This window comes from Lentzea sp. NPDC054927 (assembly GCF_053610285.1).
The window spans coordinates 214,950-226,863 of record NZ_JBSGXZ010000003.1 but is presented as its reverse complement, the minus strand read 5'-3'; the positions used below and the strand labels follow the sequence as shown (position 1 = coordinate 226,863).

At 70.5% G+C, this 11,914-nt stretch carries 12 protein-coding genes; 6 read left to right on the top strand and 6 right to left on the bottom strand.

Annotated elements, in window-relative coordinates:
• Window positions 1-72: 72 nt before the first annotated feature.
• On the bottom strand, window positions 73-1,050 hold the full coding sequence (locus tag ACWGE0_RS07365; protein WP_452260065.1) for a helix-turn-helix transcriptional regulator: 978 nt from the start codon (window positions 1,048-1,050) through the stop codon (window positions 73-75).
• Between the two features lie 62 nt (window positions 1,051-1,112).
• On the opposite strand from ACWGE0_RS07365, the gene ACWGE0_RS07360 reads away from it, so the two are divergent.
• Together ACWGE0_RS07360 and ACWGE0_RS07355 are read left to right on the top strand one after the other, a co-directional pair.
• Complete coding sequence (locus ACWGE0_RS07360; protein ID WP_452260064.1) at window positions 1,113-1,574, top strand: VOC family protein; 462 nt, start codon at window positions 1,113-1,115, stop codon at window positions 1,572-1,574.
• A gap of 51 nt (window positions 1,575-1,625) precedes the next feature.
• Window positions 1,626-2,642, top strand: a complete 1,017-nt coding sequence (locus tag ACWGE0_RS07355; RefSeq protein ID WP_452260063.1) for an aldo/keto reductase — start codon at window positions 1,626-1,628, stop codon at window positions 2,640-2,642.
• Window positions 2,643-2,667: 25 nt separating this feature from the next.
• On the opposite strand, the gene ACWGE0_RS07350 is transcribed toward ACWGE0_RS07355, so the two are convergent.
• Entirely contained in the window at window positions 2,668-3,093 is a 426-nt protein-coding gene (locus tag ACWGE0_RS07350) for a nitroreductase family deazaflavin-dependent oxidoreductase (RefSeq protein ID WP_452260062.1), read from the bottom strand.
• Window positions 3,094-3,156: 63 nt separating this feature from the next.
• Complete coding sequence (locus tag ACWGE0_RS07345) at window positions 3,157-3,342, bottom strand: hypothetical protein (protein ID WP_452260061.1); 186 nt, start codon at window positions 3,340-3,342, stop codon at window positions 3,157-3,159.
• 137 nt (window positions 3,343-3,479) lie between these two features.
• Here ACWGE0_RS07345 and ACWGE0_RS07340 point away from each other — a divergent pair, with 137 nt between their 5' ends.
• Both ACWGE0_RS07340 and ACWGE0_RS07335 read left to right on the top strand, forming a co-directional pair.
• Window positions 3,480-5,417: a protein kinase domain-containing protein gene (locus tag ACWGE0_RS07340; protein WP_452260060.1), complete on the top strand. Its 1,938-nt coding sequence runs from the start codon at window positions 3,480-3,482 to the stop codon at window positions 5,415-5,417.
• 35 nt (window positions 5,418-5,452) lie between these two features.
• Window positions 5,453-6,079: a maleylpyruvate isomerase family mycothiol-dependent enzyme gene (locus ACWGE0_RS07335; RefSeq protein WP_452260059.1), complete on the top strand. Its 627-nt coding sequence runs from the start codon at window positions 5,453-5,455 to the stop codon at window positions 6,077-6,079.
• A gap of 4 nt (window positions 6,080-6,083) precedes the next feature.
• On the opposite strand, the gene ACWGE0_RS07330 is transcribed toward ACWGE0_RS07335, so the two are convergent.
• A complete protein-coding gene (locus tag ACWGE0_RS07330) occupies window positions 6,084-6,632 on the bottom strand; it encodes a TetR/AcrR family transcriptional regulator (protein ID WP_452260058.1) in 549 nt (182 codons plus the stop codon).
• A 113-nt stretch (window positions 6,633-6,745) separates the two neighbouring features.
• Here ACWGE0_RS07330 and ACWGE0_RS07325 point away from each other — a divergent pair, with 113 nt between their 5' ends.
• Together ACWGE0_RS07325 and ACWGE0_RS07320 are read left to right on the top strand one after the other, a co-directional pair.
• Complete coding sequence (locus tag ACWGE0_RS07325) at window positions 6,746-8,212, top strand: aldehyde dehydrogenase (protein WP_452260057.1); 1,467 nt, start codon at window positions 6,746-6,748, stop codon at window positions 8,210-8,212.
• Window positions 8,209-9,579 carry an MDR family MFS transporter gene (locus ACWGE0_RS07320; RefSeq protein WP_452260056.1) on the top strand — a complete coding sequence of 457 codons (1,371 nt, stop codon included), beginning with the start codon at window positions 8,209-8,211 and terminating at the stop codon, window positions 9,577-9,579. Before ACWGE0_RS07325 ends, ACWGE0_RS07320 begins: the two co-directional genes overlap by 4 nt.
• 4 nt (window positions 9,580-9,583) lie before the next feature.
• Here ACWGE0_RS07320 and ACWGE0_RS07315 read toward each other — a convergent pair whose 3' ends face one another.
• A complete protein-coding gene (locus ACWGE0_RS07315) occupies window positions 9,584-10,438 on the bottom strand; it encodes an LLM class F420-dependent oxidoreductase (protein ID WP_452260055.1) in 855 nt (284 codons plus the stop codon).
• Window positions 10,435-11,784 (bottom strand): GMC family oxidoreductase, encoded by a 1,350-nt coding sequence (locus ACWGE0_RS07310; protein WP_452260054.1) that lies wholly within the window; start codon window positions 11,782-11,784, stop codon window positions 10,435-10,437. The genes ACWGE0_RS07315 and ACWGE0_RS07310 overlap by 4 nt, the downstream gene beginning before the upstream one ends.
• Between the last annotated feature and the right edge of the window lie 130 nt (window positions 11,785-11,914).

Sequence of the window (11,914 nt, the reverse complement as noted above, 5' to 3'; positions counted from 1 at the left end):
GGAACGCTCTCATGGTGGCGCGACCATCACCGGCAGGGCAACAGGGCGGCCAATTGACCACCGGACAGGATTTCAGGGCTGCGACCATCGCGCGGCGCGCCGCGACAGTTCGGCGAACGCGTCCCGCAGCTCAGGCGGCGCGATCACCTCGACCTCGGTGTCGAAGCGGGCGAGTTTCGCGACGAGCGCGGCCCACGACCACGCGCCGGTCGACAGCCTGGTCCGGCCGGGACCCACCTCCTCCGCGGTGTCGTCGCCGGAGAACGGGGCCACGTCGGCGAGCGGCAGGTCGAGGACCACCTCACCGTGACAGGGCCAGGCGTTGGTGCTGTCCGAGCCCTTGAACCGGGCTGCCAGGAACGTCGCGACGTCGCCGCCGGGCACCTGCCGGGGTGTGAAGCGCGGTCCGTTGGGGGTGCGCAGGCTCATCCGGTCGGCGCGGTAGGTCCGCCAGTCCTCGCGTTCCGGACTCCACCCGACGAGGTACCAGCGGCCGGACCGGACCACGAGGTGGTGCGGCTGCACGCGGCGGGCCGGCCGCGTGGTGTCGTCCGGGCGGCCGGGGGACTGGTAGTCGAACCGCAGTTCCTCGCAGGCGCGGACGGCGTTGCTCAGCGCGAGCAACAGGTCGGTGTCGACCTGCGTCCCGCGGCCGGCCGGTTCGATCTCCAGCGCGTCGATGCGCTGGCGCAGCCTGGACGGCATGACCTGACGCACGGTCGCGAGTGCCCGTGCCGCGGCTTCCTCGATGCCTGCTCCGGTGCCGACGGCGATCCTCAGTGCCACGGCGAGTGCCACGGCCTGTTCCTCGTCGAACAACAGCGGCGGCACCTGGCTGCCCGCTTCGAGCCGGTATCCGCCGTCGGGGCCTTTGACCGCGTGGACGAGGTAGCCGAGTTCGCGCAGCCGGTCGACGTCACGACGCACGGTGCGTTCGCTGACGCCGAGCCGTTGCGCCAGCTGCAGGCCCGGCCAGTCGCGGCGGACCTGCAGCAGGGACAGCAACGACAGCAGGCGGGCCGAGGTGGTGGTCGACGTCGCGATGGGCATGTTTTCAGCTTGGCACAAGTAGCGGACGTTCCCTGTCCGCTACTGCTGACAAAGTCGCTCTCATGTCACTCAACGCAGTTCCCCATCTGAACTTCCGCGGCCAGGCCAGGGAGGCGCTCGAGTTCTACCGGTCGGTGTTCGGCGGGCAGCTCGCCGTCGTCACCTACGGCGACTTCGGGATGCCCGCCGAGGTGCCCGGCGCGCGGAACGTGGTGTTCGGCGAGGTCGTCGCCGACAACGGCTTCCGCGTCATGGCCTACGACGTGCCAGGAGCGGACGAGCCGATCGCGACGGGCGAGCCCACCACCCGCCGGGAGCAGGGCACGACGATCACCGAGGAGCCGTTCTTCCTGTCCGTGCGCGGCGAGAGCGTCGACGAGGTGGCCCCGATCTGGGACGGGCTCGCCGACGGCGCGACGGTGATCGAGAAGTTCGGCCCCGCGCAGTGGGCACCGGCGTTCGGGATGCTGGCCGACCGGTTCGGCGTCACCTGGATCGTCGACGTCGCGGCCGCGCGGGCCTGAGTCCGTTCGGGGCGGGGCCCGCGCCCCGCCCCGGTTTCAGGGAGGAACACCATGCGGACCAGACCCCTCGGGCGCACCGGCATCCAGGTCAGCGCTTTCACGCTGGGCACGATGATGTTCGGGCGGTACGGCAACCCCGATCCCGACGAGTGCGTGCGGATCGTCCACAGTGCACTCGACCGTGGCATCAACACCATCGACACCGCCGATGTGTACGGCGGAGACGGCGAGACCGAACGGATCCTCGGACAGGCGCTGCGCGGGCGTCGCGACGACGTCGTGCTCGCCACCAAGTGCAACGGCCCGATGGGCCCCGATCCCAACCAGCGCGGCAGTTCCCGCCGCTGGATCGTCTCGGCGCTCGAAGGCTCCCTGCGGCGTCTCGGCGTGGACCACGTCGACCTCTACCAGGTCCACCACCCCGACCCCGGCACCGACGTCGAGGAGACGCTGAGCGCGCTGACCGATCTGCTGCGCTCGGGCAAGGTGCGCGCGATCGGCCACTCCAACCTGCCGGCGTCGCACATCGTCGAAGCGCAGTGGGTGTCCGAACGCCGTGGCCTCGCGCGGTTCCGCAGCGAGCAGCCCCACTACTCGATCCTCAACAGGGGAGTCGAACGCGAGATCCTGCCGGTCTGCCACCGTTACGGCCTGGGAGTCCTGGTGTGGAGCCCGCTCTCGATGGGGCTGCTCTCCGGCCGGCTTCGGCGCGGCAGTGCGGAAGCGCCGTCGGCCGGGCGTCTGCACTGGGCGCCGCGGCACCTGACCGACGAACGCAAACGCGACGCCGTCGAAGCCCTTGCGGGTCTGGCCGGGGAAGCCGGGCTGTCGTTGCCGCACCTCGCGCTGGGGTTCGTCACCGCCCACCCGGCGGTCACCTCGGCGATCATCGGTCCGCGCACGCCGGAGCAGTTGGACGACCTGCTGGCGGGTGCGGACGTGGTCCTCGACGACTCGTTGCTGGACCGCGTGGACGAGATCGTCGCGCCGGGAACCGATCTGGGGCCGGTCGACGTGGCGTACGTGCCGCCCCAGATCGAACAGCCCGCCCTGCGACGCCGGCCTTGACGTCGTCGCAGGGCGGATCGTCCCGCTACTTCGGGTCGAGCACGAACACCGGGATCTGCCTGTCGGTCTTCTCCTGGTACTCGGCGTAGGACGGGTAGGCCGCGACGGCCCGCTCCCACCACGCGGCCCGCTCGTCGCCGTCGACCTCGCGGGCGACGTAGTCCTTCTTCGCGGTGCCGTCCTGCAGCGCGATCTCCGGGTGCGCCTTGATGTTGAAGTACCAGGTGGGGTGCTCGGCGGCACCGCCCTTCGACGCCACCACCGCGTAGCTGCCGTCGTGCTCCACCCGCATCACCGGGGTGTAGCGCAACTTGCCGGACTTCGCGCCGCGCACCGTCAGCAGCACGATCGGCTTGCCGAGGACCAGGATGCCCTCGGTCGTGCCGGTCTCGAGAATCGTCTTGGTCTGGTTCTGCACCCAGTCGGTGGGGCTGAGTTCAACGTCCGTCATGTACACGATCAGCAACTCGCACGCCGCGCGCATTCCCGCCGGCCGCGCGAACCACTCAGCCGGTCATTTCTTGCGGATCGTGTGCACCGCCAGCACCAGACCGCCGGCGACGCAGAGCAGCCCGATCGTGGTCCACGTCCGATCACCGGTCATGAAGCTGCCCTTCAGATACCCGAGCCCTTGCGTGGTCCACACCGCGCCGATGAGGACCAACAGGACACCAAGCCCGATCAACAGTCCTTTGCGCATGATCCGACCCTACGGGGCTGCCGGAAGTGCAACAGATGCCGGTGCCGGAACGATTTGTTCGTTGCTGCGGCTGACGGAACCCGCGGCGGTCGGCGCGCGTCGACTCGGACGGACAAGGCGCTCGGGACACGGGGACGATGACGGAAGAGACGTTCGGGCCGTACCGCATCGAGCAACTGCTCGGTCGCGGCGGGATGGGCGAGGTGCACCGGGCCTACGACACGGCGCACGACCGGTTCGTGGCGCTCAAAAGGCTGTCGCCCGGCTACCACGACGACGAGGACTACCGCGCCCGCTTCCGCCGCGAGGCCCGCATCGTCGCCCGGCTGCGCGAGCCGCACGTCATCCCCATCCACGCCTACGGCGAGATCGACAACCGCCTCTACCTGGACATGCGCCTGGTAGAAGGCTCCGACCTGTCCGACATGATCCGCGACAGCCCCCTCGAGCCGGCACGCGCCGTGCGCATCGTCGAACAGGTCGCCAGCGCCCTCGACGCCGCCCACGCCGACGGCCTCGTGCACCGCGACGTGAAGCCGTCGAACATCCTCGTGACCTCCGGCGACTTCGTGTACCTGGTGGACTTCGGCATCGCCCGCAGCGTCGCCCCCTCCGCAACGGGCCTGACCGCCTCCGGCTCCGTGGTCGGCACCCTCGACTACATGGCCCCGGAACGCTTCGAGAGCGGCCCGGTAGACGGCCGCGCCGACATCTACGCCCTGGCCTGCGTCCTCTTCGCCTGCCTGGCCGCCCGCCGCCCCTTCACCGCCGACAGCACCGCCGCCCAGATCTGGGCCCACCTGAACGAACCGCCACCCAAAGCGGCCCCGCTGAACCCGGCGGTCCCGGCAGCGCTCGACGAGGTCATCGCCCGAGGCATGGCCAAGAACCCCGCCGACCGCTACGCCACGGCAGGCGCACTCGCCCAGGCAGCGGCCCAAGCTCTGACCGGCCCGGCAGTCGCGACCCCGCCCGCAGGACAGCCCGGACTGGCCGGCCCTGCGGGCTGGGGTGTGGGACAGCCCGGCGGTGCCGCTGCGACCCCGCCGGGTGGACAGCCTGGACTTGCCAGTCCTGCCGGCTGGGACGTGGGTCAGGCCGGACTCGCTGGCGCTGCGACCCCGCCGGGAGGGCAAGTCGCGTCCGCGGGTGGTCAGCTCCCACCGGCGAGCAATCCGGTCGGCCGACCGTGGCCCGCCGCCCCAAGTCCGCAGGGTCCCGCGCAGTTCCTCGGATCGCCAGCACCCGGACCCCAACACGGGACACCGACCCCGCCCGCCTTCCACCACACCGCGACCGGCCCCCAACCCATTCACGCGCAGCCTGGTCATCCGCAGCCAGTCTCCGCGCAGTCCGGGCACCCGCAGCAGTACCCGCCCACCCGCGCCCATCCCGGCGGCACGTCTCAGGCCAGGCGGCTCGCCCTCGTCGGCGCCGCCCTCGCGGTCGTGGTGGGGATCGTCGCCACGGCGCTGATCATCGGGAACGGCGACAAAACCCTCGGCTCCGGCCCGTCCAGCACCCCGACCAGCGCCACGAGTACGACCGGCACCTCCAGCAGCGGCACCACGAGTGCGGTCACCACCACGACGCGGCCGCCGCAGCTCGATGCGTTGCTGGCCGCGTTGCCGACCGTGTACCGGACCGCGAACTCGTGTGTGCAGGCCACGCCCGACGGCGGTGCGGTCGCCGCCGTTCGCTGCACCAAGGCGAACTCCTCCTACGACCCGAGGTTCCCGCCGCCGGCCGAGGCCGAGTTCCGGTTGTTCGGCGATCGCGCGACCCAGGACGCGTTCTTCCAGGCGTTGGTGACCAGCCGGGGGATTCCGCGGATCGACGAGCGGGGTGGGTGCCGGCCCAAGTCCGACCCCATCCACTACGCGCTCTACTACCGCGACACCTCCGGGCCGTTGCCCGGCGAGTTCACCACGTGCTTCCTCGCCGACGGCAACGCCGAGGTCTGGTGGGTCGACAGCAAGACCCTCACCATCGGCGCGCTGAAGAAGCCGGGCGACATCGACACCCTCGACAAGCTCGACCTGTGGTGGAACACCTCGATCCTGTCGGCGTTCTAGAACCCCGCTGAACAAGCGGTCGCTATCGTCACGTCATGGTCGACTTCCCGGAGATCCAGAAGCGCGAGATGGCCGCGCTGGTCGACGACCTCAGCGCGCTCGGCCCGCAGCAGTGGCGCTCGAAAACTCTGTGCGCGGACTGGGATGTCGAAGAGGTTCTGGCCCACCTCGGTGCGGCCGCGACGATCACGCGGTGGGGCTGGATTCGCAGCATCGTCGGCGCGCGGTTCGACGCGGATCTGCACAACCGGCGGCGCCTGGAGGAGTTCCGCGGCGCCAATCCGCAGGAGACGCTCGAGCGGTTCCGGCGCGTCGGGACGATCACGTTGCCGGTGAAGTCGTCTCCGGCCGGGCTGGGCGAGGTGATCGTCCACGCCGAGGACATCCGCAAGCCCCTGGGACTGCGGCACGACCCCGATGCCGCCGGCCTGCTCGCCGTCGCCCGCTTCTTCGCCACGAAGGACTTCGCGGTCAACAGCAGGACCCTGGTCAAGGGCCTGGCGCTGCGGGCGGCCGACGCCGACTTCGAGGAAGGCAGTGGTCCCGAAGTGAGCGGGCCGTTGCTGTCGCTGGTCATGGTGATGGCGGGCCGTCGCGCGTTCCTGCCTGACCTCAGCGGTGACGGAGTGCCCGAGCTGAGCGGACGACTGACGTCCCCCTAACGCCTCACACGGGCGCGGCGGCACACCCGCGCAGGAACGTGTCGACCAGAACGTCCGCGGCCTGCGCGTCGTCGTGATCGAGCAGCTGTTGGCCACCGAGGTGCAGCAAGTGTCCGAGCACGGCGCCCATCCACCCCGCCGGTTGTCCCGTACGCAGGAACCCCTCGTCGACGGCCCGTTGGATGAACAGCTCCACCTCGTCGACGGCGCGGTTGCGGCGCGCCCAGGCCTCCGCGTCGGCCGTCATGCGGCTGAGCTCCACCGGCCACTTGCGGTTCACGCCGATGATGCCCTCGACGTACCGGTGCAGCGCGATCGAGACCGGTGACTCCCGCAGTCTCGCGGCGCTGATGGCCTGCTCGATGGCGTCGAGGCGGGACTGGTAGACGGCGGAGAGCAGCTCCTCCCGGCTCGCGAAGCGCCGGTAGACGGTCCTGCGGTCCACTCCGGCCTCCGCCGCGATCGCCGCGATGGTGGCGGAGGGGTCCGCGGCGAGCATCCGGGCACCGGTGGTCAGCACGAGTTCGAGGTTGCGGGCGGCGTCTGCTCTCACCCGCTGAACATAGCACTTGGTGTGACGCTTCCAACAGTTACTGCCTCATCAAGATGGCATTTAAAATCTGAAGCGCTACATTGGTGTGACAGTTCAACTTGAGGAGGATCGTGATGATCACCTATGACCAGCTCTTCATCGGCGGCTCGTGGACCACGCCGAGCAGCGACCAGCTGCTGGACGTCGTGTCCCCGCACGACCAGTCGGTGCTCGGCCGCGCGGCGCAGGCGTTGCCCGCCGACGTCGACCGCGCCGTCGCCGCCGCCCGTGAGGCGTTCGACGAGGGACCGTGGCCGCAGACCCCGCCCGCCGAGCGGATCGCCGTCGTCCGGCGGCTGACGGAACTTCGCGAACAGCACGCGGACGAGATCGCCGCTCTCATCTCGGCGGAGAACGGGTCGGCGCTCTGGTTCACGAAGGCGGGCCAGGCCGGCCTGGGCCGCCAGGCCGCCGCCTACCTCAAGGCCGCGCGGGAGTTCGGCTGGGAACAGACCCTGGAGCCGTCCGACCCGGCCGCGCCGTTCCGGTCGGTCGTGCGCAGGGAGGCGATCGGCGTCGTGGCCGCGGTCATCCCGTGGAACTCCCCGTTCTCGGCCGCGCTCGCCAAGATCATCCCGGCGTTGCTGGCGGGCAACACCGTCGTGCTGAAGGTGTCGCCGGAGAACTCGCTGAGCATGAACTTCCTCGCGCGCCTGCTGGAACAGACCGGTCTGCCGAAGGGCGTGATCAGCGTGCTCCCGGCCGACCGGGAGACCAGCGAGTACCTCGTGCGGCACCAGGACGTCGACAAGGTCGCCTTCACCGGTTCCACCAGGGCGGGCCGCCGTATCGCCGCGCTCGCGGGCGAGCAGCTCAAGAGGGTCAGCCTGGAGCTGGGCGGGAAGTCCGCCGCCGTCGTGCTGCCCGACGCCGACCTCGCCGCCGTCGTCGCGGGCCTGAAGTTCGGTTCCCTGCTGAACAACGGAGAGTCCTGCATCGCCCAGACCCGGATCCTCGCGCCGCGCAGCCGTTACGACGAGGTGGTCGAAGCGCTCGCCGGCCTCGTGGAGTCGCTGCCGGTCGGTGCTCCCGACGACGAGAAGACCTTCATCGGCCCCATGGTGCGCCGCGACCAGCAGCAGCGCGTGTTCGACTACATCCGCACCGGGATCGCCGAGGGCGCCCGGCTGGTGACGGGCGGCCCGCACGTCCCGGCGGGTCTGGAGAACGGCTTTTACGTCACCCCAACGCTGTTCGCGGACGTCGACAACTCGATGCGGATCGCCCAGGAGGAGATCTTCGGCCCGGTCCTGGTCGTGATCGCCTACGACGACGAGGACGACGCCGTCCGCATCGCCAACGACTCGGAGTTCGGCCTGTCCGGTGGCGTGTGGTCGGCGGACGAGGAGCGGGCGATGGCCGTGGCGCGGCGGATCCGGAGCGGCACGGTCACCGTCAACGGCGCTCCGATCGGTTTCGACGGCCCGTTCGGCGGCTTCAAGGCCAGCGGCCTGGGCCGGGAGTACGGCGCCGTCGGCCTCGGCACCTACACCGAGTACAAGACCGTCACCGTTCGCGCGGATGTGGCGGTGCAGGCATGACCGCGACACTGGAAGCACCTGCCAGAACCTCAGTGCGGGCGCCGATGACGGCACTGGTGCTGGCGGTCTTGCTGGCCTCGCTGGACTCGACGATCGTCGCCACCGCGCTGCCCCGCATCGCCGGCGAGCTCGGCGGGTTCCAGAACATCGCCTGGGTCACCGCGGGCTACCTGCTGGCGTCGACCGCGGTCACGCCGGTGTGGGGCAAGCTCGGCGACATGCTCGGGCGCAAGCGCCTGTACCTGGTCGCCACCGCCACGTTCCTGCTCGCCTCCGCGTTGTGCGGACTGGCGCAGGACCTGCCCCAGCTCATCGCCGCGCGGGCACTGCAGGGCGTGGCCGGCGGCGGCATGATCGTGCTGACCTTCGCTCTGGTGGGCGACATCGCCGGACCTGGAGAACGCGGTCGCTACCAAGGAATGTTCGGCACGGTCTACGGGGTGGCGAGCATCTTCGGACCACTGCTCGGCGGCCTGTTCACCGACCAGCTCTCGTGGCGCTGGGCGTTCCTGATCAACGTCCCGGTCGGGCTCGTCGCCCTGGTCATCGCCGCACGATCGCTGCCGATGACGCCACGGCGTGCACCGGAGCGCATCGACTACCTCGGTGCCCTGCTGACCGCGGGTGCCGCCACCGGCCTGGTGCTGATCGCGTCGTTCGGCAGCGAGTGGGGCTGGACCTCACCACGCGTGCTGGCGCTGGCGTTCGTGACGATCGCGTTGGCAGCACTGGTGATCCCGGTCGAGCGCCGTGCCGCGGCACCGATCATGCCGTTGTCGATGTTCACCACGCGGCCCGTCGTGATCGCCTCGCTCGTGGGGTTCGTCGCCAACGTCGCGATGTTCAGCGCCCTGGTCTACCTGCCGACCTATCTGCAGGTCGTGGGCGGAGTGTCCGCCACGGCCTCCGGTGTGCACATGCTGCCGCTGGTCATCGGACTGGTGCTCAGCCAGTCGCTCGCCGGGCGGTGGATCGCGAACCCGCGCCGGGTGCGGCCCGTCCTGGTGGCCGGGATGGCGATCACCGTGGCGGGACTCCTGCTGCTGGGCACCCTGGACGCGGACACCTCGCTGCTCGTGCTCGTCGTGGCGTTCCTCGTCATGGGGATCGGCATCGGCATGGTGCCGATGGTGGCGCTGACCGCGGCGCAGAACGCCGTGCCCGCGAAGGACATCGGCGCCGCGAGCGCCGCAGTCACGTTCTCCCGCTCCATCGGTGCCGCGTTCGGTGTGACGGTCTTCGGCGCGTTGCTGACCGACGACATCGCACGCAGCATCGGACCCGGTTTCCTCTGGATCGCCCCGCTGGTCGCCGTCGGCGTGGTCCTGGCCGCGTTGCTGCGCACGCCCGCCGACCGTCCACAGTGAACAGTCAGATCTCCCGCAACGGCCTCAAGGTGGTCTCGGCGAACTCGGCGAACGCATCTGCCAGCTCGTCGACCGGCACCATCGGCGGCAGCACGATCACCTCGGTCACCCCGAGTGCCGCCAGCCGCTCCACGCTCTCCACGGTCGCGGGCACCACCCCGCACATCAGCTCGATCGACGACGGGTCGCGCCCCGCCTCCTCCGCCGCGCGCCGGCACTCGGCGAACAGCGGCGCCGGGTCGTCGGCGATCGGGCAGAAGGCGTCGGCCAACCTGCCGGCGCGCCGGGCCGCCGCCTTCGAGTGACCGCCCATGACCAGCGGAATCTGGCCGGCGGGCTTGGGGTAGCAGCGGGCGTCGCGGAACTGGAAGTGCTTGCCCTCGAAGGTTTCCTCCGAGCTCCACAACGCGCGCAGCACGCCGATCCACTCGTCGAAGCGTTCCACGCGCGTGTCGAAGTCGGCACCGATCGCCTCGAACTCCTCGCGCATCCAGCCGAGCCCCACGCCCAGCGACACGCGGCCGCCGGAGAGGTGGTCGAGGGTGGCCACCTGCTTCGCGGTCACCACCGGATTGCGTTGCGGCAGCACGAGCATGCCCGTCACCAGCCGCACCCGTTCCGACGCGCCGGCCGCGAAAGCCAGCCACGTCAACGAGTCCGGGTGCGGCTGTTCGGGCGGGTGTGGCATGTCGCCGTCCGCCGAGTACGGGTACGGCGTCGTGCGGCCGGCCGGGATGACCACGTGGTCGGCCACCCACAGCGAGTCCACGCCGTGGTGCTCGGCGAGCCGGACGACCTCGCGAGCGGCCCGCGGCGAGTCGAAAGGCGGCGTGCTCACGGCCATCAAGCCGATCTTCATCGTCCAGTACCCCATTCCTGTGCGAGAAGCGTGGCCATCCGGTCGGCCACCGCGACGGTGATGACGTGCGTGTTCGCTCTCGGTGCGATCGGTATGACGGAGGCGTCGGCGACATGGACGTTCTCGATGCCGTGCAACCGTCCTAAGTGGTCGGTCACCGGGCCCATCGCGCACGTGCCGACCGGGTGCCAGTAACCGCTGTACTCGCCTGCTGGAGCGGCGTCCACCTCGGCAAGACCCTTCATCAGGTCACGCGCGATCTCCAGGCCGTCCCGCAGCTTCTGCTCGTCCCGGCCCTCCGGGTCGGTGAAGAAGCCGTGATCGATCACCGGCAACGCCTGCGGGTCCAGCGATGTCGTGCGCACCGAGCCGCGCGACACCGGATCCATCACGTAGACGTGCGTGCCCGCCCGGCCGGTTTCCGACCACGGCACGAGGTGCAGGTCCCAGTACTCGTCCGCCAACGACGACCGCGCCTTCACCAGCGTCTGCGTCACGTGGTCATCGGGCCGTGCCACCAGCGCCGGCCGGGCCGTGGCGAACAGACCGACACCGCCGTGATCGGCCAGACCTTGTCCGACTTGCGGTACCGCGTGCAGCACCGGCACACCCAACTCCTGCAACGAAGATGGCGGCCCGACACCGCTGCGGGCCAGCAGCGGGGGATTGCCGTAAGCGCCGGCGCACAACACGATTCGATCCGCCGTGATCAGCTCCGGGCGGCCGGACCGCAACACGTGCACGCCCGTGGCGCGGTCGCCGGAGAACTCCAGCCGCACGGCGAGCGTGTCACCCAGCACCGTGACGCGCGGCCGAACCGGGTCGAGGTAGGCGAACGCCGCGTGCCAGCGCAACCGGCCGACCGCGTTGAGCGGCACCCAGCCCACCCCCGAAGACGGCGCGTTCACGTCGGCGAGCTCTGGCAGTCCCAGCTCCGCCGCACGCGCCACCACGGCCTGATGCCACGCGGTGCGGTCCTCGAACGGTCGAACCCGCAGCGTTCTCATGGCCGACTCGACGTGCGGGCGCAGCAAGACATCGGTCCACGACGCGTTCCACTCGAGGTCCGGTGGCGCGGGAAGCACCGCCCAGCAACCGTTGTGCGCGGACGACCCGCCGATCACCTTGGCCCGCGAACAACACGACGGGCCGTCCGGCTCCCAGTCGTGGGTGCGCGGCGCGGCCCTCGCGTCGATCATCTCCGGAGGCCACCCCGCCGCGTCGTGCGGGCCGTGATCAGGCCCTGCCTCCAGTAGTCCCACGGTGATGCGGTCGTCCTGCGACAGCCTGGCCGCGACTGCACAGCCCGCCGCGCCACCACCGACGACGACAACGTCGAATCGCACGCACTACCTCCCCCGAGCCCCCCATGGCGTTCTTGATTCAGGACTACCACGTATGAGCGCCCGGCGTAACCGTTCAGTGACGCACAGGGACCAGTCGATGGATACGACTGGCCGGGACCGGTCCCGGCCC

Excerpts from the sequence above, each read along its gene's own strand:
- ACWGE0_RS07365 (WP_452260065.1), bottom strand. The coding sequence starts at position 1,050 with ATGCCCATCGCGACGTCGACCACCACCTCGGCCCGCCTGCTGTCGTTG.
- ACWGE0_RS07320 (WP_452260056.1), top strand. The coding sequence starts at position 8,209 with ATGACCGCGACACTGGAAGCACCTGCCAGAACCTCAGTGCGGGCGCCG.
- ACWGE0_RS07315 (WP_452260055.1), bottom strand. The coding sequence starts at position 10,438 with ATGAAGATCGGCTTGATGGCCGTGAGCACGCCGCCTTTCGACTCGCCG.
- ACWGE0_RS07335 (WP_452260059.1), top strand. The coding sequence starts at position 5,453 with ATGGTCGACTTCCCGGAGATCCAGAAGCGCGAGATGGCCGCGCTGGTC.
- ACWGE0_RS07350 (WP_452260062.1), bottom strand. The coding sequence starts at position 3,093 with ATGACGGACGTTGAACTCAGCCCCACCGACTGGGTGCAGAACCAGACC.
- ACWGE0_RS07345 (WP_452260061.1), bottom strand. The coding sequence starts at position 3,342 with ATGCGCAAAGGACTGTTGATCGGGCTTGGTGTCCTGTTGGTCCTCATC.
- ACWGE0_RS07325 (WP_452260057.1), top strand. The coding sequence starts at position 6,746 with ATGATCACCTATGACCAGCTCTTCATCGGCGGCTCGTGGACCACGCCG.
- ACWGE0_RS07340 (WP_452260060.1), top strand. The coding sequence starts at position 3,480 with ATGACGGAAGAGACGTTCGGGCCGTACCGCATCGAGCAACTGCTCGGT.
- ACWGE0_RS07360 (WP_452260064.1), top strand. The coding sequence starts at position 1,113 with ATGTCACTCAACGCAGTTCCCCATCTGAACTTCCGCGGCCAGGCCAGG.
- ACWGE0_RS07355 (WP_452260063.1), top strand. The coding sequence starts at position 1,626 with ATGCGGACCAGACCCCTCGGGCGCACCGGCATCCAGGTCAGCGCTTTC.